The following is a 25,265-nucleotide window of genomic DNA, read 5'->3' on the forward strand; positions in this document are numbered from 1 at the left end:
TCTGCCCTAAAAGAGGTCCTGATGACCATTAGCGACGCACTCCACCGTTTGCTACTCGACAACCTCACCACTGCCACCATCCTGCTCGACGCCGAACTGCGCCTCGAGTACATGAACCCGGCAGCGGAGATGCTGCTGGCCATCAGCGGTCAGCGCAGCCATGGGCAGTTCATCAGTGAGTTGTTTACCGAATCGACCGAGGCGCTGAACTCGTTGCGCCAGGCCGTCGAACAAGCTCACCCGTTCACCAAGCGCGAAGCCATGCTCACCGCCCTCACCGGCCAGACCCTGACCGTCGACTACGCGGTCACGCCGATTCTGAGCAACGGCGACACGATGCTGCTGCTCGAAGTCCACCCCCGCGACCGCCTGCTGCGGATCACCAAGGAAGAAGCGCAGCTGTCGAAGCAGGAAACCAGCAAGATGCTGGTGCGCGGCCTTGCCCATGAAATCAAGAACCCCTTGGGTGGGATTCGCGGCGCGGCACAATTGCTGGCCCGGGAACTGCCGGAAGAAAGCCTGCGCGACTACACCAACGTCATCATCGAAGAAGCCGACCGCTTGCGTAACCTGGTGGACCGCATGCTCGGCTCCAACAAGCTGCCGTCGCTGGCCATGTGTAATGTCCACGAAGTGCTTGAGCGTGTCTGCCATCTGGTGGAGGCCGAAAGCCAGGGCTGCATCACCTTGGTGCGTGACTATGACCCAAGCATCCCCGACGTCCTGATCGATCGCGAGCAAATGATTCAGGCGGTCCTGAACATCGTGCGCAACGCCATGCAGGCCATCAGCAGCCAGAATGAACTGCGCCTGGGTCGCATCAGCCTGCGCACCCGCGCCATGCGCCAGTTCACCATCGGCCATGTGCGCCATCGCCTGGTAACCAAGATCGAGATCATCGACAACGGTCCGGGCATCCCGGCAGAACTTCAGGAAACCATTTTCTTCCCCATGGTCAGCGGTCGTCCGGACGGTACCGGGCTGGGCCTGGCCATTACCCAGAACATCATCAGCCAGCACCAGGGCCTGATCGAATGTGACAGCCACCCCGGCCACACCACCTTCTCGATCTTTCTGCCACTGGAACAAGGAGCCACATCGACATGAGCCGTAGTGAAACCGTGTGGATCGTCGATGACGACCGTTCTATCCGTTGGGTCCTGGAAAAAGCCCTGCAACAGGAAGGCATGACCACGCAAAGCTTCGACAGCGCCGATGGCGTGATGAGCCGTCTGGCGCGCCAGCAGCCGGACGTGATCATTTCCGACATCCGCATGCCCGGTGCCAGCGGCCTGGAGCTTCTGGCGCGGATTCGCGAGCAGCACCCTCGGCTGCCAGTGATCATCATGACCGCTCATTCCGATCTGGACAGCGCTGTCGCGTCCTATCAGGGCGGCGCTTTCGAGTACCTGCCCAAGCCGTTCGATGTCGACGAGGCAGTTTCCCTGGTCAAGCGCGCCAACCAGCACGCTCAGGAACAACAGGGCCTGGAAGTTGCCCCGACCCTGACCCGCACCCCGGAAATCATCGGCGAAGCGCCGGCGATGCAGGAAGTTTTTCGCGCCATCGGACGCTTGAGCCACTCCAACATCACCGTGCTGATCAATGGTGAATCGGGTACCGGTAAAGAACTGGTGGCCCACGCGCTGCATCGCCACAGCCCGCGCGCCGCTTCGCCGTTCATTGCACTGAACATGGCGGCGATCCCGAAAGACCTGATGGAATCCGAACTGTTCGGCCACGAGAAAGGTGCGTTCACGGGCGCCGCCAACCTGCGTCGCGGGCGTTTCGAACAAGCCGATGGCGGTACGCTGTTCCTCGACGAAATCGGTGACATGCCCGCCGACACCCAGACCCGCTTGCTGCGGGTACTGGCCGATGGCGAGTTCTACCGCGTCGGTGGTCATGTGCCGGTGAAGGTCGATGTGCGCATCATTGCCGCGACTCACCAGAATCTGGAAACCCTGGTGCACGCCGGGAAATTCCGTGAGGACTTGTTCCATCGCCTCAACGTGATCCGCATCCATATCCCGCGCCTGTCGGATCGTCGCGAAGACATCCCGACCCTGGCCAAGCACTTCCTCGGCCGCGCCGCTCAGGAGCTGGCAGTCGAGCCTAAGCTGCTGAAAAGCGAAACCGAGGAATACCTGAAAAACCTGCCGTGGCCGGGCAACGTGCGGCAGCTGGAGAACACCTGCCGCTGGATCACCGTGATGGCTTCGGGTCGCGAAGTGCACATCGGCGACCTGCCGCCTGAGCTGCTGAGCCTGCCGCAGGACTCGGCACCCGTGACCAACTGGGAACAGGCCCTGCGCCAATGGGCTGATCAGGCGCTGGCCCGTGGTCAGTCGAGCCTGCTCGACAGCGCCGTGCCGGCCTTCGAGCGGATCATGATCGAGACCGCCCTCAAGCACACCGCCGGTCGACGCCGCGATGCCGCCGTTTTGCTGGGCTGGGGGCGCAACACCCTGACCCGCAAGATCAAGGAATTGGGGATGAAGGTGGATGGCGGGGATGAGGATGAGGGGGATGAGGGCTAAATCTGGCTTTCGAGTTTAGTCGCAAGCGAAAAGATCGCAGCCTTCGGCAGCTCCTACAGGCGTACACACAACCACGTTCCATGCACCGCCGCAATGCACCGTGAACCGCAATCGCGCACAAAAACAGCTTCGAATCCCCGCCTGCTTTCGCAACCGAATCCCTTTCAAAAAAACACGAAAGCCCCGAATCCCGGGGCTTTCAGCGCATCAAAGCGATTTTTTGTTCCAAACTGTTAAAACCTGGCACGCCCCCTGCAATAACCCTTTCAAGTGAATCAGTTCACCTACCCGGTTTCGGGGACCTTGGTACAGGCAGGCCGGGGATTCCCCTCTTTACATCGGGCTCACACCGCACCCGCGACGAGCCCAGCAGTTTTGGGGCCCTTGATACAGGCAGGTCAGGGGTTCCCTCTTTACACCGGGCTCACACCGCATTCGCGACGAGCCTCCCGTTTCGGGAACCTTGGTACAGGCAGGCCGGGGATTCCCTCTTTTATTGCTCTCGGAGATGGATCTCCAGCCGCCAGCGGTCATCGACCTCGCTACCGGCCCATTCGCCCTGCAGGGGCCGGGCCGCCACCAGCGTCAGCAACAACCCCCCATCGCTCAAACGCACCCGCCAGTTCACGTCCTTGCCACCGAGCTTGAGCTGGCCTTTCTGCGCCTTGCCCTCGGCGCCAAACAGCAGCGCGACACTGCCATCAACCATCTCGCCGTGGGTCTTGGGTTCATTGTTGAACCACACCACCAGCCCGTCGTTCGTCACTTCCACCTGCTGCAACTGACTGGGGTCTGGTGTGGTCAGGCGACCGATCATCATCCCGACCATCACCCCGACAATCGCCAGCGAGCCCATCACCCGCAGGAATAGTTTCGAACGCACGCCTTCTGGCGGCGTAGAATGCGCGTCATCTTTACCTTCGGAGCCGTGCATGTTTCACGTCATCCTTTTCCAACCAGAAATTCCGCCGAATACCGGCAACGTTATCAGGCTGTGCGCCAACAGTGGCTGCCACCTGCATTTGATCGAACCGCTGGGCTTCGAGATGGACGACAAGCGCCTGCGCCGGGCCGGCCTCGATTACCACGAGTATGCCACCCTGCAACGCCACGCGGACCTCGCCAGCTGCCTGGAGAGCCTCGGCCATCCACGACTGTTCGCCTTCACCACCAAGGGCTCGCGGCCGTTCCACGATGCCAGCTTCGTTCCGGGCGACGCGTTCCTGTTCGGCCCGGAAAGCCGGGGCTTGCCCGCCGAAGTACTGGACGCCCTGCCTGGCGAGCAACGCCTGCGTCTGCCTATGCGCGAGGGCTGCCGCAGCCTGAATCTGTCGAACACTGTCGCGGTGGCCGTGTACGAAGCGTGGCGTCAAAACGGCTTTAAATAACACCCAAAAAAATGTGGGAGCGAGCTTGCTCGCGATGGCGGTGCATCAGTCAACATTGATGTTGAAGCTGGTGACCTCATCGCGAGCAAGCTCGCTCCCACAGTATTGAAACGCTTTTACTGAACGGTCGGCGTCTCGCCAGCAGCCTGCATGCGTTGCAGCTCTTGCGCGTACAGCGCATCGAAGTTCACCGGAGCCAGCATCAGTGCCGGGAACGAACCGCGGGTCACCAGGCTGTCCAGGGTTTCGCGAGCGTACGGGAACAGGATGTTCGGGCAGAACGCACCCAGGGTGTGGCTCATCGAAGCGTCGTCCAGGTTCTTGATCAGGAAGATCCCGGCCTGTTGCACTTCGGCGATGAACGCCACTTCGTCACCGTTTTTCACGGTAACCGACAGGGTCAGCACGACTTCGTGGAAGTCGGCTTCCAGCGTCTTCTGACGGGTGTTCAGATCCAGAGCGACGCTCGGCTCCCACTGCTGGCGGAAGATCGCCGGGCTTTTCGGAGCTTCGAAGGACAGGTCACGCACATAAATGCGCTGCAAGGAGAATTGCGGTGCAGTTTCTTCTTCGTTCGCAGCAGTGTTCTGTTGGTCAGTCATCGCAGATCCTTCTTGATCCAGGGTTCTTTTAGGTTTGCTTGTTTGGGGTATTGTCTTCAGGCCCTGAGCAGCGCGTCGAGCTTGCCGGCGCGCTCCAGAGCGAAGAGATCATCACATCCGCCCACGTGGGTGCTGCCGATCCAGATTTGCGGTACGGACGTACGCCCGGCCTTCTGGGCCATCGCAGCGCGCACCTGCGGCTTGCCATCGACCTTGATCTCTTCGAAGGCCACGCCTTTGTTCTCGAGCAGGTACTTGGCTCGCGAGCAGTAAGGGCAGTAATCGCTGGAATAGACGACGACGCTGCTCATATCACTTCACCAGCGGCAGATTGTCGGCTTTCCAGCTGGAGATACCGCCGGACAGCTTGGCGGCGGTGAAGCCGGATTTCATCAGTTCGCGGGCGTGGGTGCCGGCGGTCTGGCCCATGGCGTCGACCAGGATGATGGTCTTGGCCTTGTGCTTTTCCAACTCACCAACGCGGGCGGCCAGTTTGTCCTGGGGAATGTTAACCGCACCGACAATGTGACCGGCGGCGAAATCCTTGCTCGGACGAATGTCGACCACAACGCCGGCGTCCTTGTTGACCAGGCCGGTCAGTTCGCCAGTGCTCAGGCTGCGGCCGCCGCCCTGCATTTGATAGGCAATCAGCAACGCCAGCAGTACGACGAAGATACCGACGAGAATGTAGTGGTTAGTGGCGAATTCAATCAGGTGAGCAACCATCGAAGGAGGTTCCAGGGCGTTAAAATGTCGGCCAGTATACACAGCCACTATGGTGGGCCAAACCCCGTCCGGCGGTGACGCGGCCGGAACTTCGCTTTAAACTGCGACTCCCTTTTTCCATTACCCCTTTTACCTCAGCCACGAGTGGATTCCATGACTACCACGCCTAAACCTTTGGTCCTGATGATTCTCGACGGCTTCGGTCACAGTGACAGCCCCGAATCCAATGCCATCTATGCGGCCAAGAAGCCCGTACTCGACCGTTTGTGGGCCACGGTGCCGAACGGCCTGATCTCGGGCAGCGGCATGGACGTCGGCCTGCCGGATGGCCAGATGGGCAACTCCGAAGTCGGCCACATGAACCTGGGCGCCGGCCGCGTGGTGTATCAGGACTTCACTCGCGTCACCAAATCGATCCGCGACGGCGAGTTCTTCGAGAACCCGACCATCTGCGCCGCCGTGGACAAAGCCGTCGCCGCCGGCAAAGCCGTGCACTTCATGGGCCTGCTATCCGATGGCGGCGTACACAGCCACCAGGATCACTTGGTCGCCATGGCGGAACTGGCCTTCAAGCGCGGCGCTCAGAACATCTACCTGCACGCGTTCCTCGACGGCCGCGATACTCCGCCGAAAAGCGCGCAATCGTCGATCGAACTGCTCGACGCGACCTTCCAGGCCCTGGGCAAGGGCCGGATCGCCAGCATCATCGGCCGCTACTACGCCATGGACCGCGACAACCGTTGGGACCGCGTGTCCCAGGCCTACAACCTGATTGTCGATGGCCGGGGCGAATTCAACGCCGCCACCGCTCAGGAAGGCCTGCAAGCGGCCTACGAACGTGGCGAGAGCGACGAATTCGTCAAAGCCACCTCCATCGGTGAGCCGGTAAAAGTCGAAGACGGCGATGCCGTGGTGTTCATGAACTTCCGCGCCGACCGCGCCCGCGAGCTGACCCGCGTGTTCGTCGAAGACAACTTCAGTGAGTTCGAGCGTGTCCGCCAGCCGAAACTGGCCGGTTTCGTCATGCTGACCCAATACGCCGCCAGCATCCCTGCGCCGTCGGCTTTCGCTGCCGGCAGCCTGGAAAACGTGCTGGGCGACTACCTGGCGAAAAACGGCAAGACCCAGCTGCGCATCGCCGAAACCGAAAAATATGCCCACGTGACCTTCTTCTTCTCCGGCGGCCGCGAAGAACCGTTCCCGGGCGAAGAACGCATCCTGATTCCGTCGCCGAAAGTCGCCACCTATGACTTGCAGCCGGAAATGAGCGCACCGGAAGTCACCGACCGCATCGTCGACGCCATCGAAAACCAGCGTTACGACGTGATCGTGGTCAACTACGCCAACGGCGACATGGTCGGCCACAGCGGCGTATTCGAAGCGGCGGTCAAGGCCGTTGAATGCCTGGACCTGTGCGTGGGTCGCATCGTCGATGCCCTGGAAAAGGTCGGCGGCGAAGCCTTGATCACCGCTGACCATGGCAACGTCGAGCAAATGTCCGATGCAACCACTGGCCAGGCGCACACTGCGCACACCACCGAGCCGGTACCGTTCATCTATGTCGGCAAGCGCGACCTGAAGGTCCGCGAAGGCGGCGTGCTGGCGGACGTGGCGCCGACCATGCTGAAGCTGCTGGGCCTTGAGCAACCGGCGGAAATGACCGGGACTTCGATTCTGGTGTAATCCGGCCGCTCAAACACCGCCAAACCCTGTGGGAGCGAGCCTGCTCGCGATAGCAATCTGACAGCCAACATCTATGTTGAATGATCGGACGCCATCGCGAGCAAGCTCGCTCCCACAGTGGTTTATGGAGTTTTCGAAATGGAATTCAGTCTGCCGCTCGCTCCAGTTATCACACAGTCAGAAATGGGCATTTTTTTTGCCGCCCATGGCGGGCATACTAGGCCGTCCCTTTCCCTGGTGCCGCCCGCCCCTATGCTTCGCGTCCTGATAGCCCTAGCTCTGACATGCCTGCTCCAACCGGCCTTTGCTGACGAGCGCGCAGACACCCAACAACAGTTGGACGCCACGCGTCAGGACATTGCCGAGCTGAAGAAACTGCTGGGCAAGCTGCAGGAAGAGAAGTCCGGTGTGCAAAAACAGCTCAAGGGCACCGAAACCGAAATGGGCAAGCTCGAGAAGCAGGTCGAAGCCCTGCAAAAAGAGCTGAAGAAAAGCGAAGCCGAACTACAGCGCCTCGATGCAGAGAAAAAAAAACTCCAGAGCGCGCGCACTGAACAGCAACGACTGATCGCCATGCAGGCCCGGGCGGCCTACCAGAACGGACGTCAGGAATACCTCAAGCTGCTGCTCAACCAGCAAAATCCGGAAAAATTCGCCCGTACCCTCACCTATTACGACTACCTGAGCCAGGCTCGCCTGGAACAGTTGAAGAACTTCAACGAAACCCTGCGCCAACTGTCCAATGTCGAGAAAGACATCGCCATGCAGCAGGCGCAATTGCTTGTGCAGCAAAGCAGCCTCGACACCCAGCGCGACGAGCTCGAGAAAGTCCGCCAGGAGCGCCAGCAAGTCCTGGCCAAACTCAATGACGACGTAAAGGCTCGCGATCAGAAACTGGCGGCGCGCGAGCAGGATCAGGCAGACCTGTCTAAAGTCCTTAAAACCATTGAAGAAACCCTGGCACGCCAGGCTCGTGAGGCAGAAGAAGCGCGGCAAAAAGCGCTGATTGCCCAGCAGGAAGCCGAAAAAAAGCGTTTACGTGAGGCCCAGGCGCAGGCGGATGCCAGCGACGACGCTCCACGCAAACCGGTCAGATCGACACCAGGCGCACTGGTTTCCAGTTCCGGCGAGACCTTTGGCGGCCCGTTTGCATCAACCCGCGGCAAACTTCCCTGGCCTGTCGATGGTCGACTGCTGGCGCGTTTCGGTGAAAGCCGTGGCGACGATGCCCGGACCAAGTGGGACGGCGTGATGATCGGCGCGTCTGCCGGCAGTGCGGTGCATGCCGTACACGGTGGTCGCGTGGTGTTCGCCGACTGGTTGCGTGGCGCCGGGCTGCTGGTGATTCTCGACCACGGCAATGGTTATTTGAGTCTGTACGGTCACAACCAGACGCTGCTCAAGTCTGCGGGTGACGTTGTTAAAGCCGGTGAGCCTATTTCCACTGTCGGTAACAGTGGCGGGCAAGACACACCAGCGCTGTATTTCGCAATTCGTCAGCTGGGTCACCCGAGTGACCCCGCGCAATGGTGCCACGCGCAAGGATAGGCGTTGAGTTACCTACATTAGGAGTTCGTTCGACATGCTGCATTTGTCCCGCCTTACCTCGCTGGCCCTGACGATCGCCCTGGTGATCGGCGCGCCTCTGGCGTTTGCCGCTCAACCAGCCCCGGCGGTTGCGCCTGCGGGCACTGCTGCGACCACCAAGGCGCCACTGCCGCTGGACGAATTGCGCACCTTTGCCGAGGTGATGGACCGGATCAAAGCCGCTTATGTCGAACCGGTGGACGACAAGACCCTGCTGGAAAACGCCATCAAGGGCATGCTCAGCAACCTCGATCCGCATTCGGCCTACCTCGGCCCTGAAGATTTCGCCGAGTTGCAGGAAAGCACCAGCGGTGAATTCGGTGGCCTGGGTATCGAAGTCGGCGCCGAAGACGGCTTCATCAAGGTGGTGTCGCCCATTGACGACACTCCGGCCTCCAAGGCCGGCATTCAGGCCGGCGACTTCATCGTCAAGATCAACGGCCAGCCGACCCGTGGCCAGAGCATGACCGAAGCCGTGGACAAGATGCGCGGCAAGATCGGCCAGAAAATCACCCTGACCCTGGTGCGCGACGGCGGCACGCCGTTCGACGTGACCCTGACCCGCGCCGTCATCCAGGTGAAGAGCGTGAAGAGCCAGTTGCTGGAATCCGGCTACGGCTATATCCGCATCACCCAGTTCCAGGTCAAGACAGGCGAAGAAGTCTCCAAGGCCCTGGCCAAGCTGCGCAAGGACAACGGCAAGAAGCTCAAAGGCATCATTCTCGACCTGCGTAACAACCCGGGCGGTGTGTTGCAGGCGGCGGTGGAAGTGGTCGACCACTTCATCACCAAGGGCCTGATCGTTTACACCAAGGGCCGCATCGCCAACTCCGAGCTGCGTTTCTCTGCCACCGGCAAAGACGAAAGCGAAGCCGTGCCAATGGTCGTGCTGATCAACGGCGGCAGCGCCTCGGCTTCGGAAATTGTCGCCGGCGCCCTGCAAGACCAGAAACGCGCCGTACTGATGGGCACCACCAGTTTCGGCAAGGGCTCGGTACAAACGGTTCTGCCGCTTAACAACGAGCGCGCATTGAAGATCACCACGGCGCTGTATTACACGCCGAATGGCCGTTCCATCCAGGCCCAGGGCATCGTGCCGGATATCGAAGTACGCAAGGCCAAGATCACCAGCGAGCAGGACAGCGATTACTTCAAGGAAGCTGACTTGCAGGGTCACCTGGGCAATGGCAACGGCGGCGCCGACAAACCGACCGGCGCCAGCGGCAAGGCCAAACCTATGCCACAGGACGATGATTACCAATTGGCCCAGGCCCTGAGCCTGCTCAAAGGGCTGAGCATCACGTCCGGCCGTTGAGATGCTTCTGCGGTTGCTGATCGGTCTGTTGTGTTGTCTGGCGGGCGTTGCTCACGCAGAACCCGCCGGATCAACACCCCACAAAGCCTACCTGAGTCTGATCATCGATGACCTGGGGCAGAACCTGCCCCGGGATCGCCGCGTGCTGGCCCTGCCCGGTCCGGTGACCACGGCGATCATGCCCGACACACCGCACGCCACCGAATTCGCCCGCGAAGCCCATCGCGCCGGCAAAATCGTCATTCTGCACATGCCCATGGATCCGGCCACCGGACCGTTCGCCTGGCATCCCGAGCTGCCCATCGAGGAACTGGAAAAGCGCCTGAACGCCGCGTTCAAAATGGTCCCGTACACCAGCGGCATCAACAATCACATGGGCAGCCGCATGACCGCACAGCCAGCCGCCATGGCGTGGTTGATGGCCGATTTGCAGCGCCGGCATAAATTCTTCGTCGACAGCCGCACCAGCGCCCAGACAGTAGCCGCTGCCCAAGCGCAGAAGATCGGTCTGGCGAGCGTTTCGCGGGATGTGTTTCTCGACGATGAGCGAACTGAAGCAGCGATCCTGACCCAGTTGCAGACCGCGATCAGCCTCGCGCACAAGCAGGGTTCGGCGGTGATGATCGGGCATCCGTATCCACAGACATTGGCGGTGCTGGAGCGCGAATTGCCCAAGCTCAAGGCTCAGGGGATCGAGTGGATTGATATCAGGCAGATGATCAGTGTGCGCGGTAACCGGGCGACGGCTGCGCATGGCAAGGATGGGGTGTACCACTAGTATCTACACCGCAGACCCCCTGTGGGAGCGAGCTTGCTCGCGATAGCGATCTGTCATTCAACAATGATGTCGACTGACTCGACGCCATCGCGAGCAAGCTCGCTCCCACAGTGATATGTACATGGCTGAATGAGGGTGTCGGGCGTTAGAGATACTGCCCCATGATCTCGTCCACCCGCCCTTCCTTGCGCATCTGGTCCAGCGCCGCCTGGAGCTTGGCCACCGTCTCGTCCGGCACGTCCTTGTTCAGTGCCAGGTACAGTTCGGCACTGTTGAAACGCAGTACGGTTTTCAACCCGCTAACCCCTTCCTGGCGCGCCAGATAGCGCCCGGCCGGGTCACCGGTGGCCCACAGGTCGATCTGGCCGTTGACCAGTTTCCGGGCGTTGTCCTGATCTCGCAGCACAACGATGGGGTTGAGGCCTTGCTTGGCCAGCGTCTCGGCAATCGCGTCGCCCTTGTAGGCGCCGATCTTGTATTTGCGCGCGTCATTCAAGGTTTCGAGGGTGATCTTGCTGTCAGCCTTGGCCAGCATGATCCAGTCGTCCGGGCCAATTGGGCCGACCCATTTGAATAGCTTCTCGCGATCCGGCAACCGCGCCATGACGAATACGCCGTAACCGGGTTTTTCCAGGGTGAGTTTGTAGATTCGCTCCCAAGGGAAACGCAGCGTCAGGCTGTAGGTAATGTCGGCGCGCTTGAATATCTCGCGGACGATATCGGTGGCGATGCCATTGATGTTCTCGTCCTGAGCGAAGTTCTTGCCGTTCTTCGCCATGTTGTACGGCGGGAAGTTTTCCGTCAGCAACACCAGGTCGGTATCGGGACGGTCTGCAGCGTGTGCCCCGTAAATGAGCAACAGGGAAGCGCTGGCGAGAGCGAGAAGAAAGCGTTTAAGCATGTCTGGCTACCGAAATCCATGGCGTACCCAAGAGTGCCTTGGGTACGCCATGGTGTCCACTGGCCTGTATCGTTTTTGGCGCTTAGCGCATCACGATGCCGCGTTTAGCCATGTAGGCCTTGGCTTCCTGCACCGTGTATTCGCCGAAGTGGAAAATACTCGCCGCCAGTACAGCGCTGGCGTGGCCTTCAATAATGCCGTCCGCCAGGTGCTGCAGGTTGCCGACACCACCGGAGGCAATCACTGGAATGCCCAGCGCATCGCTGATGGCGCGGGTGACGCCCAGGTCGAAGCCGTTTTTCATGCCGTCCTGATCCATGCTGGTCAGCAGGATTTCGCCGGCACCCAGGCCTTCCATTTTCTTCGCCCACTCAACGGCGTCGAGACCGGTTGGCTTGCGCCCGCCATGGGTGAAGATCTCCCAGCGCGGGGTTTCGCCCGGACCGGAAACCTTCTTCGCATCGATGGCTACCACTATGCATTGCGAACCGAAATGCTGCGCGGCTTCGCCGACGAATTCCGGGTTGAACACCGCTGCGGTGTTGATCGAAACCTTGTCCGCACCGGCATTGAGCAGGTTGCGAATGTCTTGCACCGTGCGCACGCCACCGCCCACGGTCAGCGGGATGAACACCTGGCTGGCCATGCGCTCAACGGTGTGCAGCGTGGTGTCGCGGCCATCGACGCTGGCGGTGATGTCGAGAAAGGTAATCTCGTCGGCACCCTGCTCGTCGTAACGACGAGCAATTTCCACCGGGTCACCGGCGTCGCGGATGTTTTCGAATTTCACACCCTTGACCACCCGGCCGTTGTCCACGTCCAGGCAAGGGATGATGCGTTTGGCCAGCGCCATGATCAGTCCTCAGCCTTTGTACGAATCGCAGAAAGCTTGCGCTTCAGCGACGTCGAGGGTGCCTTCGTAGATCGCACGCCCCGTGATCGCACCGATGATGCCTGGCGCCTTGGCGTCGAGCAGGGTCTTGATGTCACCCAGGTTGTGGATGCCGCCGGAAGCGATCACCGGGATCTTTGTTGCAGCAGCCAATGCGGCGGTGAACGGTACGTTGCAGCCCTGCATCATGCCGTCTTTGGCGATGTCGGTATAAACGATCGCGGAAACGCCGTCGGCTTCAAATTGCTTGGCCAGGTCGATCACCTGAATGGTGCTGATTTCAGCCCAGCCGTCGGTTGCGACGAAGCCGTCTTTGGCGTCCAGACCGACAATCACCTTGCCCGGGAATGCGCGGCAGGCTTCGGCGACGAAGGCCGGATCTTTCACGGCCTTGGTGCCAATGATCACGTAGCTCACGCCCGCTTTCACGTAGTGCTCGATGGTTTCCAGGGAGCGGATACCACCGCCGATCTGGATCGGCAGGTTCGGGTAGCGCTTGGCGATGGCGGTGACCACTTCGCCGTTGACCGGCTGGCCTTCGAAGGCGCCGTTCAGGTCGACCAGATGCAGACGGCGGCAACCGCCCTCCACCCACTTGGCAGCCATGCTCACCGGGTCATCGGAGAACACCGTGGAATCTTCCATGCGGCCCTGGCGCAGACGAACACAGGCACCGTCTTTAAGATCGATAGCGGGAATAATCAGCATCTGGCAAACCTTCAAATTTGAATGTTCAGCTTGGCTCGGAAATCAGTTTTTTTCGAGCGCCCACAGGTCGCTTTCGATGCTTTCGAACCTCTCTTTGAGGTGCGCCTGCACATCGAAAATCGCCCTGTTGTAATAGTGCGGAGCAATTTCACGGGTAAACAGCTCAAGAATCTCCGCCGCCTCGAACGAGCCGAGGTCGAGTTCGAATCGGTCTTCCATGAAACGCTTGATCTTGCGATTGGCCTCGCTCTCCTGCTCGGGAGTGAGGGTCAGAATCGGCGGCTTTTTCTTGATTGCCATTTACCAGCGACCGTCCCACGCAGCGAAGTTCTGCAGCAATTGCAGGCCATGGGTATGGCTTTTCTCCGGGTGGAACTGCACGGCGAATCGCGAGCCTTCGGCCAGCGCCGCGGCGAAATCGACACCGTAGTGACCGCCACCCACCACCTGCCGCGCGTTGGCGGCAGCGATGTAGTAGCTGTGCACAAAGTAGAACCGCGCCAGGTCCGGAATGTCGTGCCACAGCGGGTGACTCACCTTCTGCTTCACTTCGTTCCAGCCCATGTGCGGGACTTTCAGGTGTTCGCCGTCTTCATGCAGGTCTTTGCCGAAAAACTTCACCGCGCCCGGGAACAGACCGATGCAGTCGACACCGTCGTTCTCTTCGCTGGTGTCGAGCAAGGCTTGCATGCCCACGCAGATGCCAAGGAACGGACGGTCCTGGCTAACTTCACGTACCAGCGAATCGAAGCCGAGGCGACGGATCTCCGCCATGCAGTCGCGAATCGCGCCAACGCCGGGGAAAACCACCCGGTCGGCTTCGCGAATCACGTTCGCATCGCTGGTGATCAGCACCTTGCCGGCACCCACGTGCTCGAGGGCCTTGGCCACCGAGTGCAGGTTGCCCATGCCGTAATCGATAACCGCGACTGTCTGCATTACAGAACGCCCTTGGTCGATGGCATTTGCCCGGCCATGCGGTCATCGAGCTCGACGGCCATGCGCAGGGCGCGGCCGAAAGCCTTGAACACGGTTTCGATCTGGTGGTGGGTGTTGGTGCCACGCAGGTTATCGATGTGCAGGCTGACCAATGCATGGTTGACGAAGCCCTGGAAGAATTCCTGGAACAGGTCAACGTCGAAGCCGCCGACGGTGGCGCGGGTGTACGGCACGTGCATCTGCAGGCCTGGACGGCCGGAGAAGTCGATCACCACGCGCGACAGCGCTTCATCGAGCGGCACGTAGGCGTGGCCGTAGCGACGGATGCCTTTTTTGTCGCCGATGGCTTTGGCAAACGCCTGGCCGAGGGTGATACCGACGTCTTCCACCGTGTGGTGGTCATCGATATGCAGGTCGCCCTTGCTGACAATATCCATGTCGATCAACCCGTGACGGGCGATCTGGTCCAGCATGTGCTCAAGAAAAGGAACACCGATATCAAATCGGGCCTTTCCGGTGCCATCGAGGTTGATCGAGGCTTTGATCTGGGTTTCCAGAGTGTCGCGCTCGACAGACGCCTTACGTTCGGCCATCACCAGCTCCGCAAAATCATTGGGCGAAAAAGGCAGCCATTATAGGCGTGCGGGCGCCAAACAGAAACACGCGAGGTGATATCCCTGACGGAGTGAATCCGGGGGTGCCAGCGATAGACATGTCCATACAAGCCATTTGGCACACCACAAAACAACTGTGGGAGCAGCCGGTCGACGCTCGATTGCTCGCGATGGGGCCCTCACATTCAACCTTTCTGTCGACTGTCAGACCGCTATCGCGAGCAAGCTCGCTCCCACAGTGTCGGTGTTTATTCAGGACTGGCTGTTGTCAACCCATGAACACCTTAGTGAAACAGCACCGCCGTCTTCTGCAAGGTCACCCAAACACCCCACGCCAGCGGAATGCCCACCACCAGCCACGCCGCAATCGCCAGCGGCTTGGTGCCCGGCGCGGCTTTCCACTCCAGCACGGTGCTGCTGTCAGCGCCTTTGTCATGGCCCAGCGCCTGTTCGGCGGCCAGTTCGGCGTCGGTCATGAAGTACTTGTCCGCCACCGGACGCACCAGCAGGTTGCACAGGAAACCCAGCACCAGCAGGCCGGCGAGGATGTACAGGGTGATGTCGTACGCCGCTGTGCGCTCGACGCCGATGCTCAGCTGATATTCACGCAGGTAGTTCACCAGCACTGGACCGAGCACGCCGGCGGCAGCCCACGCCGTCAGCAGGCGACCGTGGATCGCACCGACCATTTGCGTACCGAACAGGTCCGCCAGATACGCCGGAACAGTCGCGAAACCACCGCCATACATCGACAGGATGATGCAGAACGCCGCCACGAACAGCGCGATGCTGCCCAGGTGACCCAGGTTCGGAATCAGTCCGTACAGGGCAAAGCCCAGGGCGAAGAACACGAAGTAAGTGTTTTTACGGCCCAGGTAATCCGAGAACGAAGCCCAGAAGAAGCGCCCGCCGATGTTGAACAGGCTCAGTAAACCGGTGAAACCGGCAGCGATGGCGGCGATTGAAGCCAGTTGCGAGGCGTCCAGCTGACCGAAGGTCAGGTCATTGCCCAGCAACTTGCCAGCGAACACTTCCTGCAACAGCGGCGACGCCATGCCGAGGATGCCGATACCGGCCGATACGTTCAGGCACAGCACCAGCCACACCAGACGGAACTGCGGCGTCTTCCAGGCCACATTCACGTGAACATGACGATGAGTGATCATCGCGTTCGAGGCTTTTTTCGCCGGGGCCGTCCAGCCTTCTGGCTTCCAGCCGGTTGGCGGAACGCGGTAGGACAGCGCGCCACCGATCATGAACACGAAGTAGATCGCGGCCATCACCAGGAAGCTCTGCCAGACGCCGACGCTGGTTGGCGAAGCGAAATGCCCCATCAGCGCCGCCGCCAGCGGAGCGCCGACCATTGCGCCGCCGCCGAAGCCCATGATCGCCATGCCGGTCGCCATGCCGCGCTTGTCCGGGAACCATTTGATCAGGGTCGACACCGGCGAAATGTAACCCAGGCCCAGGCCGATACCGCCAATGACCCCGGAGCCGATCCACATCAGCCAGATCTGGTGGGTGTACACCCCTAGCGCCGAAATCAACAGGCCGCCACACCAGCACAGTGCCGATACGACACCGGCCTTGCGCGGTCCGGCGTGTTCCAGCCAGCCACCCCAGATGGCGGCCGAGCAACCGAGGAAGATGAAGAACAGGGTGTAGATCCAGCCGAGCATCGAGATCGGCCAGTCACACTGGGACGAAAAGACTTGTGCGATAAAACTCATGTCGGGTGCGCAGGCCACTGGAGCGGTGATGCCCAGCGCCTTGGACAGCGGCAACCAGAACACCGAAAAGCCGTAGGCCATGCCAATGCACAAGTGGATGGCCAGCGCGGCCGGTGGCACCAGCCAACGGTTAAAACCGGGCTTGGCGATGATCCGCTCCTTGGACAGGAACGCAGGCTGGTCAGCACGGAAGCCGTCCGCCGTAATGCTCGTGGTCATTGTGTATCCCCCAATTATCAGTAGGGTTCGCCATCCACAGTTCACTCCCGGCCTTTATGCACGCAGGCATGACCGTTTTTTTCGGTGGAGCGCCTTGTTGTGCGACAACAGGTCGCAGAAGGACGGACGAACGGACAAAGGTTACCATCTGCAAGTGACAGAAAAACCAAACTGACATCACGTTTTGTACGTCATCTGATCTCCATCGCTTCATGACCTCACAGGAATCACCATGCCGATCATTGTCGAGCCGCTGAACCAAGCCACTGCCCAGGATCGGCAGGATCTGCAGAAGATCTACCGCGACGCTCCGGACTGGTTGTTCGCGCCGTTTTCCGGGGAAGCGCAGTTGATCGAAGACTGTTTGCGCGACGGCACACTGATCGCCGGACGCTTCAACGATCGCCTGCTGGGCGCGGCCCGCTTGCAAAGGCACCAAGACGCCTGGCACTTGTCCCAAATATGTGTGCGAAAAATTACCCGCCGCCGTGGTGTTGCCGAGCGACTGGTCACCGAAGCGCAAAAAATGGCCGCTCAATCGGGTATGACGCTGCGCTTGCTGGCGCCTGCCGGACATCTGGAGGCGCAGGCACTGGCCGCCAAGCTGAAACTTCCGCTGGATGTACTGCCGGCGTGATCGCTGACCGGTCGTCTGTTCGGGGGCGCTATACTCCTCGGCTAAATTTTGAATTCGACTAATTACAAGGACTCGCCCATGAAAGCGTTCGGCAAAATCCTGGGTCTGGTACTTCTCGGGCTGTTGCTGATCATTGTGGCGCTGGGCTTTGCCCTGACCCACCTCTTCGATCCCAACGACTACAAAGACGAGATTCGCCAGATTGCCCGCGACAAGGCCCACATCGAGCTGACGCTCAATGGCGATATCGGCTGGAGCCTGTTCCCATGGCTGGGCCTGGAGTTGCACGACGCCAGTGTCGCGACCATGGTCAAACCGACCGAACCGTACGCCGACTTGCAGATGCTCGGCCTGTCGGTGCGCGTACTGCCGCTGCTGCGCCGCGAAGTGCAGATGAGCGACGTGCGCGTCGAAGGCCTGAACCTGCGCCTGAACCGCGACAAGGATGGTCACGGCAACTGGGAGGACATCGGCAAGCTGCCTGCACCAGCCAACACCGCCTCGATCACTCCAGCCGAGAGCGCCGGCGAACCTGCTGCACAAACTACTGCCGCAGCGGAAAAACCAGCACAACCCATTCGCCTGGACATCGACAGCCTGACCGTCAACAACGCCCGCGTTGAGTACAACGACGAAAAAACCGGCAAGCAGTTCAGCGCCGAAAGCATCCAGCTGAGTACCGGCGCGGTGCACGATTCCATCAACATCCCGGTCAAACTCACCGCCTTCCTGGGCACCAATCAGCCAGTCTTGCGGGTGCGCACCGAGCTCAACGGCGAGCTGCGCATCGAGCGCGCCTTGCAACGCTACAAATTTGAAGACATGAGACTGTCCGGTGAAGTCGCCGGCGACCCGTTGCAAGGCAAGACCATGACGTTCTCCGCCCAGGGCCAGCTGGCGCTGGACAAGGCCGCCAACGTTGCCGAATGGACCGGCATCAAGATCTCCGCCAACCAACTGCGGGCATTGGGTGAAGTGAAGGTCAACGACCTCGACAAGACCCCGCAAGTCAGCGGCGGCATCTCGATTGCCCAGTTTGACCTGGCGAAATTCGTCGACAGCATCGGCCAGAAACTCCCGGCCATGGCCGAAGGCAGCCTGAGCAAGGTCGAACTGGTCAGCCGTCTGGCAGCAACACCCACCAGCCTGGCGCTCGACGACCTCAACCTGAAAGTCGACGACAGCACCTTCAGCGGCCGTATCGCCGTCGAAGATTTCGCAAAGCAATCGCTGCGCGCAGTACTCAAGGCCGACACCTTCAACGTCGACCGTTACCTGCCACCGAAATCCGCCGAGGCCAATAGCACGACACAAGTACGCCAGGCCGAAGTCGCCAGCACCGAAGCCGATGCCATGGCCGGCGCGGGCAGCACACCACTGCCGCCCGCACCGACCAAGGACGCGTGGAGTAACGAACGCCTGTTGCCAGTGGAGCGCTTGAGCAAGCTCGATGTGGACGCCGACCTGACCTTCGGCCAGTTGACCCTGCAAAAACTGCCGATCCATAACGCTACGCTCAAGGCCAGCGGCCAGGGCGGCCTGCTGACACTGGCCAACCTGCGCGGCGATCTGTACGAGGGCAACTTCGAAACCACCGGCACGCTCGATGTGCGCCAGCCAGTGCCGGCGCTGAACCTGCAGACGAAGATCAGCCGGGTACCGGCAGAAAAAATCCTCGAAAGCCAGGGCAAGAATCCGCCGGTCAAAGGCCTGGTCACGCTCAACAGCAGCCTGACCGGCAGCGGCAACAGCCAGAAAGCGTTGATCGAAACCCTCAACGGCAACGCCAGTTTCGTCATCAACAATGGCGTGCTGCTCAACGCCAACCTTGAGCAACAGCTGTGCAAAGGCATCGCCACGCTCAACCGCAAAACGCTCAACGGCGAGCCACGGGGCAAGGACACACCGTTCCAGGAGCTCAAGGGCAACCTGACCTTGCGTAACGGCGTGGCCAGCAACCCGGACCTGAAAGTGCGCATCCCGGGCATGACCGTCAACGGTGACGGTGACATCGATCTGCGAGTACTGGGCATGGACTACCGCGTCGGCATCATCGTCGAAGGCGATACCAGCGCCATGCCGGACCCGGCCTGTCAGGTCGGCGACAAGTTTGTCGGCATCGAGTGGCCACTGCGCTGCCGCGGCCCACTGGAACTGGGCGCCAAGGCTTGCCGTTTGGATAACGACCGCATGAGCCAGGTCGCGGCCAAACTGGCTGGCGACAGGATCAGCGACAAAATCGACGAGAAATGGGGCGACAAGGTCAACCCGAAACTGAAAGACGCGCTCAAGGAGCTGTTCAAGCGATGAGAGCCGAGCAGTTTTCAACGGCGGTACTGGACTGGTTCGACCGCCACGGCCGGCACGATTTGCCCTGGCAGCAGGACATCAACCCGTATCGGGTATGGGTCTCGGAAATCATGTTGCAGCAGACCCAGGTCAGCACCGTGCTGAACTACTTCGACCGCTTCATGGCCTCATTGCCAACGGTTGAAGCCCTGGCGGCGGCACCGGAAGACGAAGTGCTGCACCTGTGGACGGGCCTGGGTTACTACACCCGCGCGCGCAATTTGCAGAAGACCGCGAAGATCGTCGTCGAGCAGTACGGCGGCGAATTTCCCCGTGACGTGGAAAAACTCACGGATCTACCGGGGATCGGCCTGTCCACCGCTGGTGCCATTGCCAGCATCAGCATGGGCCTGCGCGCGCCGATCCTCGACGGCAACGTCAAACGGGTGCTGGCGCGCTTTACCGCGCAAGAGGGCTACCCCGGCGAGCCGAAGGTCGCCAAACAGCTCTGGGCCAACGCTGAGCGCTTTACGCCGCAGACCCGCGTCAACGCCTACACCCAGGCGATGATGGACCTCGGTGCCACGCTCTGCACCCGCAGCAAACCGAGCTGCCTGCTGTGCCCGCTGGAAAAGGGCTGTGAGGCGCACATGCTTGGCCTGGAAACCCGCTACCCGATCCCCAAACCGCGCAAAGCCATCCCGCAGAAACGCACGCTGATGCCGATGCTCGCCAACGGCGAGGGCGCGATCCTGCTTTACCGTCGACCGTCCACGGGCCTGTGGGGCGGTTTGTGGAGCCTGCCGGAACTCGACGACCTCGACGACCTGGAACATCTGGCAGCGCAGCACTCGCTGGAACTGGGCACACAACAGGCATTGCCGAGCCTGGTGCACACCTTCAGCCATTTTCAGTTATCCATCGAACCCTGGCTGGTTCAGGTCCAGGAGTCCGGCCATCACGTGGCCGAGGCTGACTGGCTCTGGTATAACCTCGCCACCCCGCCGCGCCTGGGCCTTGCCGCCCCGGTCAAAACCTTGCTCGAACGCGCGGCCGCCGTATTGAACGCAGGAGAGTCGTCATGACCCGCACCATCATGTGCCGCAAGTACAAAGAAGAATTGCCAGGCCTGGAGCGCGCTCCCTTCCCGGGCGCCAAAGGCCAGGACATTTTTGACCACGTCTCGCAAAAGGCCTGGGCCGACTGGCAGAAGCACCAGACCCTGCTGATCAACGAAAAACGCCTGAACATGATGAACGCCGAAGATCGCAAATATCTTCAGGGCGAGATGGACAAGTACTTCTCCGGCGAGGATTACGCCAAGGCCGAAGGCTACGTACCGCCGTCGGAATAACCCCGATTTATCGGGGGTCGGAACGTAAGCGACGGTAATAATTAAAATTTTTTTGAAAACTTGCTTGACGACCCCCTGAAAAACCCGTTTAATGCGCCCCGTTGCCCAGATAGCTCAGTCGGTAGAGCAGGGGATTGAAAATCCCCGTGTCGGCGGTTCGATTCCGTCTCTGGGCACCAAATACCGAAAACCCTGAATCGCAAGATTCAGGGTTTTTTTATGCCTGCGATTTGATGAGGCACCGGTCCAGCCTCCATCGAAGCGACAATTCCCCACCTCCTGTCACCACGCCCGCAAGCGCCCGTAACGGTTGCCGAGGCTGACTACCGAAAAGCCTTCAGGCATCGGATATCGGTAATTCCTGATTGTCCCTGCTCTGTCAGAACGCTCTGTCTGCTTTAACGGAAATGGATGACATACGCCGATTAACAGTTTGTGCAGAATCAAAGGAGGAGCTGCAGCATAACCGGCAGCAGATACACAGCAGGGATGTAGAAAATGACTGACGCCGTTCAACCAGACGTCGAAACCGCTGAGCTTTTTACCGAACAGGAAATCAGAACTTTCAGCTTTGATATTCCGCAGTCAACGCTGCTTCACACATTCGCCGAAGAACTGGCCGCCATCGGTGGGCCACAGGCACCGGGAGCCAAGTCCAAAGCCGCTTTGGCAGCTATTGAATTGAAGTTCTCGTTCTCGAAAGACCAATGCGAACTGTTGAGTGCCTATTCCGATGGCCTTGTTTCCGTATTGATCTTTGATGGGTTGCAAAAAATCTCAGACGCCAGCCCTCCAGATGAACTACCAGACCAGACTTCCCTGGAAAACCGAAGCGACGTCCTTTGCCTGGCCGCCCGCAATCAGATCCTGTTGAAACTGGTAGATAACAGGGCCTTTGCCTACGACATGGACAATGACGGAAAACTGGTACGACTGGTGGCCAACTTCAAGGGCGGCGGACTGACCAGAATCCCTGCCGAACCGGACATCAAAGAATTGAACTCCCACTCCGGCCTGGCGCTAGGCCCACACACAGAGGCGCCCTACTGGTGCGCCATAAACGCGAAAGACGGACACTCACCCTCGCCGTCGTCGCTGATACTCTCAGCCTTGTGGAACCCGAGCCGGGAGCCGACACGAGTCATTCCACTGCCTCCCATACTCGAAAAAATCGGCATAACCAACTGCCTCGCACTGACTACGGGGAGCTTTCAGTTCACCCGCAGTGACTCCTTTGTCAGAGGCAAGGGAGAGGATGGTCACAATGTTTCAATTCTGGAGTTCGATGACAACGTCGGGCTCGCGGCCCGTTTCAACTCATACCGATTTTCGGTTAACGGCAATGCCTCACGTTTCGTCAAAACGGCCTATGCCGCCCTTTGCCAGGGTGTGCGCGAAGCAACGCCAATCGAATACACGCTGACGCAAGAGTCCGCCTTGCTCATCAATAACGTTCGGGCGCTGCACGGACGGGACATCATCCAAGACAACAGACGGGTGCTAGTTCGCATTTTTGGCCTGTCGAAATTTTCGTCTCCTATCGTTATTTCAGAAGACCCGCTGAGGCTGCAGGGCTGACTTTTGGATGACTTGCCAGTACCTGCAAAAGAGGGATCGGAATGTCTTGGGATGTAATTAGCCTATTAGCGCTCGTCGCATTTTGCGCCGGCTTTTTTGATGCAATAGCAGGTGGCGGAGGATTAATAACCTTGCCTGCACTGTTTCTGGCTGGGGTGGATCCCATCAGTGCGATTGCCACGAACAAGTTCCAGGCCGCTTCGGCAACCGTTTCGGCAACGGTAACCTTTGCTCGCAAAGGAATGATCGAGTGGCGCGAAGGCCGTTTCCTGGTTGTCTGCGGATTTTTTGGCGGCGCCAGCGGTGCCTTGCTGGTCAGCTCTATTGATAGGCGCTACCTGGAAGTTTGCGTACCTATCATGCTGATTCTGGTAGCCATCTATTTTGCGCTCTCTCCAAAGCTAGCCAATGAAGATCGACGCAAGAGAATCGGCATTCTGCTTTTTTCGTTTAGCGTTGCGCCGATTCTGGGCTTCTACGACGGTATATTTGGCCCCGGTGTGGGCTCTTTCTTTATCGTCGGATTCGTACTGCTCTGCGGCCTGGGCATGATGCGGGCCATGAGCTTTACCAAACTTGCCAACGCCTCATGCAATCTCGGCTCTCTGTCAGTCTTTATCACCAAAGGTGTGATTATCTGGCCGGTAGCCATAGCCATGGCTTTGGCGGCCTTCGTCGGCGCTCAATTGGGTGCACAGGCCGCTGTCCGGGTCGGACCACGGTTGATCAAACCTATGTTGATCGTGGTCTGCTGCGCGCTGGCCATCAAGCTGCTGAGCGTAGAAACCAACCCTTTACGCGTTGCACTCATCCAGACATTGGCGTCGTTATGATCATCACGTCGATAATGATCGGCGCCCCCGACGGGTCTGTACGCCGTTCATGACACCACATACAAGAAACCCTGAATCACAAGATTCAGGGTCTGATTGCGCCCCTTGATTTGCAGGCTCCCGCTAACTCGCATCATCCCAGTGGAAAACCAGGTTACGGGTTGCACCACTGCCAACATCGGCAACGTCATGCCGTGTTTCTCCGTGATGCGTCGCAATGACGGTGTATTTCCCGGCTGGCAGTTTCACGTAGACCAGCGGACCGGCTTCGTTGAGCGTCAGCACGGTTTGCCCCGGGGCTTTCTGAATAACTACATTCACGTCAGGAGTGTATTCATTTCCCGTCCCGACAGAGAACGTCATGTGCAGGTTATAGCCGGTGGTTTGCTGGATGGCCTTGGACTCATCCTCGCCGATACCGCCGGACAGGTAGGTGATGCCGTTTTGTTCCTGGCTTTGCACCTGCACCCCCGAGCTGTCGATGGGCTCAAGGCTGGCGGCAGGTGACATCGCTGGAAACATCAACACGCCGACGGCGGAGAGAGGCAACAGGAGTGAATGGAGGTATTTCATGATGACGACTCCCGGGTTCTGCAGAACCCAATCGTTACACTCTTTGGATTTCCAGTCGGAGGGAGGGGTTTAGATTGATTTGGCCTGAGTACGAAACGTACTACGCCATTTGTTCCTCAGCCCTCGCCCAGATTTAGACCCGTCCTGCCGGCGAACCCGGTATTTCCTGCCTGTTTCTCAGTAACTCCCGGCATCTTCGAAGGGGGCTCACTTGTCATTCTCTTTCGCTGTTCAACCTGCTGCGGATGACCTCATGACGACCCTCACACCCAACGATACTCACGACCCATATCTCGCATCACTACTTGGCAACCTTGGCAAATTGATCCATCAGGCACGTCACAAGGCGCTTCGGGCGGTCGATACCGTTCAAGTGCAAACCTGTTGGCAGATTGGTCGGCACATCGTTGAGCTGGAACAGAACGGCGCGCGACGGGCGAGGTATGGCAAAGAGTTACTGTCGACCCTGGCAAACAGGCTTACGGCAGATTTCGGGAAGGGCTTTGACGAGACCAATCTGCGAAAAATGCGCCAGTTTTATCAGGCGTTTCCAATTCGCGACGCACTGCGCTCCGAATTGAGCTGGACCCACTACCGACGCCTGCTTCGGGTCGACAACGACAGCGCTCGCCTCTGGTACATGAACGAATCAGCCACCCAAAACTGGTCAAGCCGCGCCCTGGAGCGCCAGATCAATACGTTGTACTACGAACGTCTGCTGGCGAGCCGCGATCGTGGCGCCGTCAAACAGGAGGCTGCCACCCACATTCAGAACATGAAAGCCAGCCCTCGGGATTTCATCCGTGATCCAGTGGTACTGGAGTTTCTTGGTTTACCCAATGCCGGCAAGCTTCAGGAAAGCGAGATCGAACAAGCGCTGATCGAACAATTGCAGGGCTTCTTGCTGGAACTGGGAAAGGGCTTCGCATTCATTGCCCGCCAGCAACGCATCAGTACCGACAGCAAAGACTTCTACATCGATCTGGTGTTCTACAACTACTTGCTCAAGTGCTTCGTCATCTTCGATATCAAGCGCGGTGAACTGACCCATCAGGATGTGGGGCAGATGGACATGTACGTGCGCATGTACGACGACCTGAAACGCGGCGTGGAAGACGGCCCCACTGTCGGCATCATTCTCTGTGCGCAAAAGGATGAATCCGTGGTGCGTTACTCAGTGCAGGACGGAAACGAGCAACTGCTCGCCAGCAAGTACAAGCTTGTCCTGCCGAGTGAAGAGGAACTGCGTAACGCGCTGGATCGGGAACGGGCGGCACTTGAAGAACGACTGCTCGATCAACAACTGCGTTGAGGCCAATGGATTGTTCATCAACGGCATCAAGACTATCGTTGGCAGCTACCCGCAAAGGTCCGACGCC

The 25,265-nt window shown here is 59.5% G+C and carries 26 protein-coding genes and 1 tRNA gene; 15 read left to right on the plus strand and 12 right to left on the minus strand.

Annotation, left to right across the window (positions count from 1 at the left end; translation table 11 throughout):
* The first annotated feature begins 21 nt into the window (after positions 1–21).
* Together glnL and ntrC are read left to right on the plus strand one after the other, a co-directional pair.
* A complete protein-coding gene (gene glnL / locus AC1D1M_RS10145) occupies positions 22–1,107 on the plus strand; it encodes a nitrogen regulation protein NR(II) (protein ID WP_057712404.1) in 1,086 nt (361 codons plus the stop codon).
* Entirely contained in the window at positions 1,104–2,540 is a 1,437-nt protein-coding gene (gene ntrC, locus AC1D1M_RS10150; protein ID WP_150811998.1) for a nitrogen regulation protein NR(I), read from the plus strand. Before glnL ends, ntrC begins: the two co-directional genes overlap by 4 nt.
* Positions 2,541–3,033: 493 nt before the next feature.
* On the opposite strand, the gene AC1D1M_RS10155 is transcribed toward ntrC, so the two are convergent.
* Positions 3,034–3,474 (minus strand): hypothetical protein, encoded by a 441-nt coding sequence (locus AC1D1M_RS10155; RefSeq protein WP_046040880.1) that lies wholly within the window; start codon positions 3,472–3,474, stop codon positions 3,034–3,036.
* Here AC1D1M_RS10155 and AC1D1M_RS10160 point away from each other — a divergent pair.
* The gene (locus tag AC1D1M_RS10160; RefSeq protein WP_477775529.1) at positions 3,473–3,928 is read left to right on the plus strand and encodes a tRNA (cytidine(34)-2'-O)-methyltransferase; all 456 of its coding nucleotides are present in this window, start codon (positions 3,473–3,475) and stop codon (positions 3,926–3,928) included. The genes AC1D1M_RS10155 and AC1D1M_RS10160 overlap by 2 nt on opposite strands.
* 116 nt (positions 3,929–4,044) lie before the next feature.
* Here AC1D1M_RS10160 and secB read toward each other — a convergent pair whose 3' ends face one another.
* From secB to AC1D1M_RS10175, 3 genes are read right to left on the minus strand one after another with little or no spacing between them, the layout of a single operon-like run.
* Positions 4,045–4,530 (minus strand): protein-export chaperone SecB, encoded by a 486-nt coding sequence (secB, locus tag AC1D1M_RS10165; protein ID WP_057397192.1) that lies wholly within the window; start codon positions 4,528–4,530, stop codon positions 4,045–4,047.
* A 56-nt stretch (positions 4,531–4,586) separates the two neighbouring features.
* Entirely contained in the window at positions 4,587–4,841 is a 255-nt protein-coding gene (gene grxC / locus AC1D1M_RS10170) for a glutaredoxin 3 (protein WP_008047737.1), read from the minus strand.
* A 1-nt stretch (position 4,842) separates the two neighbouring features.
* A complete protein-coding gene (locus tag AC1D1M_RS10175; protein ID WP_007989216.1) occupies positions 4,843–5,256 on the minus strand; it encodes a rhodanese-like domain-containing protein in 414 nt (137 codons plus the stop codon).
* 153 nt (positions 5,257–5,409) lie between these two features.
* On the opposite strand from AC1D1M_RS10175, the gene gpmI reads away from it, so the two are divergent.
* From gpmI to AC1D1M_RS10195, 4 genes are all read left to right on the plus strand, one after another.
* On the plus strand, positions 5,410–6,939 hold the full coding sequence (gene gpmI, locus AC1D1M_RS10180) for a 2,3-bisphosphoglycerate-independent phosphoglycerate mutase (RefSeq protein ID WP_477775530.1): 1,530 nt from the start codon (positions 5,410–5,412) through the stop codon (positions 6,937–6,939).
* A 252-nt stretch (positions 6,940–7,191) separates the two neighbouring features.
* Entirely contained in the window at positions 7,192–8,487 is a 1,296-nt protein-coding gene (locus tag AC1D1M_RS10185) for a murein hydrolase activator EnvC family protein (protein ID WP_477775531.1), read from the plus strand.
* A gap of 34 nt (positions 8,488–8,521) precedes the next feature.
* Positions 8,522–9,841: a S41 family peptidase gene (locus tag AC1D1M_RS10190; protein ID WP_477775532.1), complete on the plus strand. Its 1,320-nt coding sequence runs from the start codon at positions 8,522–8,524 to the stop codon at positions 9,839–9,841.
* 1 nt (position 9,842) lies between these two features.
* Positions 9,843–10,619, plus strand: coding sequence for a divergent polysaccharide deacetylase family protein (locus AC1D1M_RS10195; RefSeq protein WP_477775533.1), 777 nt, complete (start codon positions 9,843–9,845; stop codon positions 10,617–10,619).
* A 145-nt stretch (positions 10,620–10,764) separates the two neighbouring features.
* Here the strand turns inward: AC1D1M_RS10195 and AC1D1M_RS10200 are convergent, their stop codons facing one another.
* The 7 genes from AC1D1M_RS10200 to AC1D1M_RS10230 form a co-directional block, all read right to left on the minus strand.
* Positions 10,765–11,520 (minus strand): substrate-binding periplasmic protein, encoded by a 756-nt coding sequence (locus AC1D1M_RS10200; RefSeq protein WP_477775534.1) that lies wholly within the window; start codon positions 11,518–11,520, stop codon positions 10,765–10,767.
* 82 nt (positions 11,521–11,602) lie between these two features.
* The gene (gene hisF / locus AC1D1M_RS10205; RefSeq protein WP_090452593.1) at positions 11,603–12,373 is read right to left on the minus strand and encodes an imidazole glycerol phosphate synthase subunit HisF; all 771 of its coding nucleotides are present in this window, start codon (positions 12,371–12,373) and stop codon (positions 11,603–11,605) included.
* Between the two features lie 9 nt (positions 12,374–12,382).
* Positions 12,383–13,120 carry a 1-(5-phosphoribosyl)-5-[(5-phosphoribosylamino)methylideneamino]imidazole-4-carboxamide isomerase gene (hisA, locus tag AC1D1M_RS10210; RefSeq protein WP_007972753.1) on the minus strand — a complete coding sequence of 246 codons (738 nt, stop codon included), beginning with the start codon at positions 13,118–13,120 and terminating at the stop codon, positions 12,383–12,385.
* Positions 13,121–13,162: 42 nt separating this feature from the next.
* Entirely contained in the window at positions 13,163–13,420 is a 258-nt protein-coding gene (locus AC1D1M_RS10215; RefSeq protein ID WP_093227621.1) for a DUF2164 domain-containing protein, read from the minus strand.
* Positions 13,421–14,059 carry an imidazole glycerol phosphate synthase subunit HisH gene (hisH, locus tag AC1D1M_RS10220; protein ID WP_057712412.1) on the minus strand — a complete coding sequence of 213 codons (639 nt, stop codon included), beginning with the start codon at positions 14,057–14,059 and terminating at the stop codon, positions 13,421–13,423.
* On the minus strand, positions 14,059–14,652 hold the full coding sequence (gene hisB / locus AC1D1M_RS10225) for an imidazoleglycerol-phosphate dehydratase HisB (protein ID WP_123367004.1): 594 nt from the start codon (positions 14,650–14,652) through the stop codon (positions 14,059–14,061). Before hisB ends, hisH begins: the two co-directional genes overlap by 1 nt.
* Positions 14,653–14,957: 305 nt before the next feature.
* Entirely contained in the window at positions 14,958–16,622 is a 1,665-nt protein-coding gene (locus AC1D1M_RS10230) for an OFA family MFS transporter (protein WP_477775535.1), read from the minus strand.
* Between the two features lie 232 nt (positions 16,623–16,854).
* Here AC1D1M_RS10230 and panM point away from each other — a divergent pair, with 232 nt between their 5' ends.
* The 7 genes from panM to AC1D1M_RS10265 all read left to right on the plus strand — a co-directional run bounded on the left by panM (position 16,855) and on the right by AC1D1M_RS10265 (position 23,313).
* Positions 16,855–17,259, plus strand: a complete 405-nt coding sequence (panM, locus tag AC1D1M_RS10235; RefSeq protein WP_477775536.1) for an aspartate 1-decarboxylase autocleavage activator PanM — start codon at positions 16,855–16,857, stop codon at positions 17,257–17,259.
* 78 nt (positions 17,260–17,337) lie between these two features.
* Positions 17,338–19,569 carry an AsmA family protein gene (locus AC1D1M_RS10240; protein ID WP_477775537.1) on the plus strand — a complete coding sequence of 744 codons (2,232 nt, stop codon included), beginning with the start codon at positions 17,338–17,340 and terminating at the stop codon, positions 19,567–19,569.
* On the plus strand, positions 19,566–20,633 hold the full coding sequence (gene mutY / locus AC1D1M_RS10245) for an A/G-specific adenine glycosylase (protein ID WP_477775538.1): 1,068 nt from the start codon (positions 19,566–19,568) through the stop codon (positions 20,631–20,633). The genes AC1D1M_RS10240 and mutY overlap by 4 nt, the downstream gene beginning before the upstream one ends.
* On the plus strand, positions 20,630–20,902 hold the full coding sequence (locus AC1D1M_RS10250; protein ID WP_007989188.1) for an oxidative damage protection protein: 273 nt from the start codon (positions 20,630–20,632) through the stop codon (positions 20,900–20,902). Before mutY ends, AC1D1M_RS10250 begins: the two co-directional genes overlap by 4 nt.
* Positions 20,903–21,005: 103 nt before the next feature.
* Positions 21,006–21,081: transfer RNA gene (locus AC1D1M_RS10255), tRNA-Phe, on the plus strand.
* Between the two features lie 319 nt (positions 21,082–21,400).
* Positions 21,401–22,480 carry a hypothetical protein gene (locus tag AC1D1M_RS10260; RefSeq protein WP_477775539.1) on the plus strand — a complete coding sequence of 360 codons (1,080 nt, stop codon included), beginning with the start codon at positions 21,401–21,403 and terminating at the stop codon, positions 22,478–22,480.
* A gap of 41 nt (positions 22,481–22,521) precedes the next feature.
* The gene (locus tag AC1D1M_RS10265; RefSeq protein WP_477775540.1) at positions 22,522–23,313 is read left to right on the plus strand and encodes a TSUP family transporter; all 792 of its coding nucleotides are present in this window, start codon (positions 22,522–22,524) and stop codon (positions 23,311–23,313) included.
* 123 nt (positions 23,314–23,436) lie between these two features.
* Here AC1D1M_RS10265 and AC1D1M_RS10270 read toward each other — a convergent pair whose 3' ends face one another.
* The gene (locus AC1D1M_RS10270) at positions 23,437–23,886 is read right to left on the minus strand and encodes a carboxypeptidase regulatory-like domain-containing protein (RefSeq protein WP_477775541.1); all 450 of its coding nucleotides are present in this window, start codon (positions 23,884–23,886) and stop codon (positions 23,437–23,439) included.
* A 253-nt stretch (positions 23,887–24,139) separates the two neighbouring features.
* On the opposite strand from AC1D1M_RS10270, the gene AC1D1M_RS10275 reads away from it, so the two are divergent.
* The gene (locus AC1D1M_RS10275) at positions 24,140–25,198 is read left to right on the plus strand and encodes a PDDEXK nuclease domain-containing protein (protein ID WP_477775542.1); all 1,059 of its coding nucleotides are present in this window, start codon (positions 24,140–24,142) and stop codon (positions 25,196–25,198) included.
* Positions 25,199–25,265: the final 67 nt, after the last annotated feature.

This window comes from Pseudomonas sp. P1_F7, assembly GCF_056405655.1.

What these genes read in the sequence shown, in the direction of transcription:
- hisA (WP_007972753.1), bottom strand. Translation starts at nt 13,120, where the DNA reads ATGCTGATTATTCCCGCTATCGATCTTAAAGACGGTGCCTGTGTTCGT.
- hisF (WP_090452593.1), bottom strand. Translation starts at nt 12,373, where the DNA reads ATGGCGCTGGCCAAACGCATCATCCCTTGCCTGGACGTGGACAACGGC.
- glnL (WP_057712404.1), top strand. Translation starts at nt 22, where the DNA reads ATGACCATTAGCGACGCACTCCACCGTTTGCTACTCGACAACCTCACC.
- ntrC (WP_150811998.1), top strand. Translation starts at nt 1,104, where the DNA reads ATGAGCCGTAGTGAAACCGTGTGGATCGTCGATGACGACCGTTCTATC.
- AC1D1M_RS10190 (WP_477775532.1), top strand. Translation starts at nt 8,522, where the DNA reads ATGCTGCATTTGTCCCGCCTTACCTCGCTGGCCCTGACGATCGCCCTG.
- AC1D1M_RS10250 (WP_007989188.1), top strand. Translation starts at nt 20,630, where the DNA reads ATGACCCGCACCATCATGTGCCGCAAGTACAAAGAAGAATTGCCAGGC.
- gpmI (WP_477775530.1), top strand. Translation starts at nt 5,410, where the DNA reads ATGACTACCACGCCTAAACCTTTGGTCCTGATGATTCTCGACGGCTTC.
- mutY (WP_477775538.1), top strand. Translation starts at nt 19,566, where the DNA reads ATGAGAGCCGAGCAGTTTTCAACGGCGGTACTGGACTGGTTCGACCGC.
- AC1D1M_RS10195 (WP_477775533.1), top strand. Translation starts at nt 9,843, where the DNA reads ATGCTTCTGCGGTTGCTGATCGGTCTGTTGTGTTGTCTGGCGGGCGTT.
- AC1D1M_RS10175 (WP_007989216.1), bottom strand. Translation starts at nt 5,256, where the DNA reads ATGGTTGCTCACCTGATTGAATTCGCCACTAACCACTACATTCTCGTC.
- hisB (WP_123367004.1), bottom strand. Translation starts at nt 14,652, where the DNA reads ATGGCCGAACGTAAGGCGTCTGTCGAGCGCGACACTCTGGAAACCCAG.
- AC1D1M_RS10200 (WP_477775534.1), bottom strand. Translation starts at nt 11,520, where the DNA reads ATGCTTAAACGCTTTCTTCTCGCTCTCGCCAGCGCTTCCCTGTTGCTC.
- secB (WP_057397192.1), bottom strand. Translation starts at nt 4,530, where the DNA reads ATGACTGACCAACAGAACACTGCTGCGAACGAAGAAGAAACTGCACCG.
- AC1D1M_RS10185 (WP_477775531.1), top strand. Translation starts at nt 7,192, where the DNA reads ATGCTTCGCGTCCTGATAGCCCTAGCTCTGACATGCCTGCTCCAACCG.
- AC1D1M_RS10260 (WP_477775539.1), top strand. Translation starts at nt 21,401, where the DNA reads ATGACTGACGCCGTTCAACCAGACGTCGAAACCGCTGAGCTTTTTACC.
- AC1D1M_RS10275 (WP_477775542.1), top strand. Translation starts at nt 24,140, where the DNA reads ATGACGACCCTCACACCCAACGATACTCACGACCCATATCTCGCATCA.
- AC1D1M_RS10265 (WP_477775540.1), top strand. Translation starts at nt 22,522, where the DNA reads ATGTCTTGGGATGTAATTAGCCTATTAGCGCTCGTCGCATTTTGCGCC.
- hisH (WP_057712412.1), bottom strand. Translation starts at nt 14,059, where the DNA reads ATGCAGACAGTCGCGGTTATCGATTACGGCATGGGCAACCTGCACTCG.
- AC1D1M_RS10270 (WP_477775541.1), bottom strand. Translation starts at nt 23,886, where the DNA reads ATGAAATACCTCCATTCACTCCTGTTGCCTCTCTCCGCCGTCGGCGTG.
- AC1D1M_RS10160 (WP_477775529.1), top strand. Translation starts at nt 3,473, where the DNA reads ATGTTTCACGTCATCCTTTTCCAACCAGAAATTCCGCCGAATACCGGC.
- AC1D1M_RS10155 (WP_046040880.1), bottom strand. Translation starts at nt 3,474, where the DNA reads ATGCACGGCTCCGAAGGTAAAGATGACGCGCATTCTACGCCGCCAGAA.
- panM (WP_477775536.1), top strand. Translation starts at nt 16,855, where the DNA reads ATGCCGATCATTGTCGAGCCGCTGAACCAAGCCACTGCCCAGGATCGG.
- grxC (WP_008047737.1), bottom strand. Translation starts at nt 4,841, where the DNA reads ATGAGCAGCGTCGTCGTCTATTCCAGCGATTACTGCCCTTACTGCTCG.
- AC1D1M_RS10215 (WP_093227621.1), bottom strand. Translation starts at nt 13,420, where the DNA reads ATGGCAATCAAGAAAAAGCCGCCGATTCTGACCCTCACTCCCGAGCAG.
- AC1D1M_RS10240 (WP_477775537.1), top strand. Translation starts at nt 17,338, where the DNA reads ATGAAAGCGTTCGGCAAAATCCTGGGTCTGGTACTTCTCGGGCTGTTG.
- AC1D1M_RS10230 (WP_477775535.1), bottom strand. Translation starts at nt 16,622, where the DNA reads ATGACCACGAGCATTACGGCGGACGGCTTCCGTGCTGACCAGCCTGCG.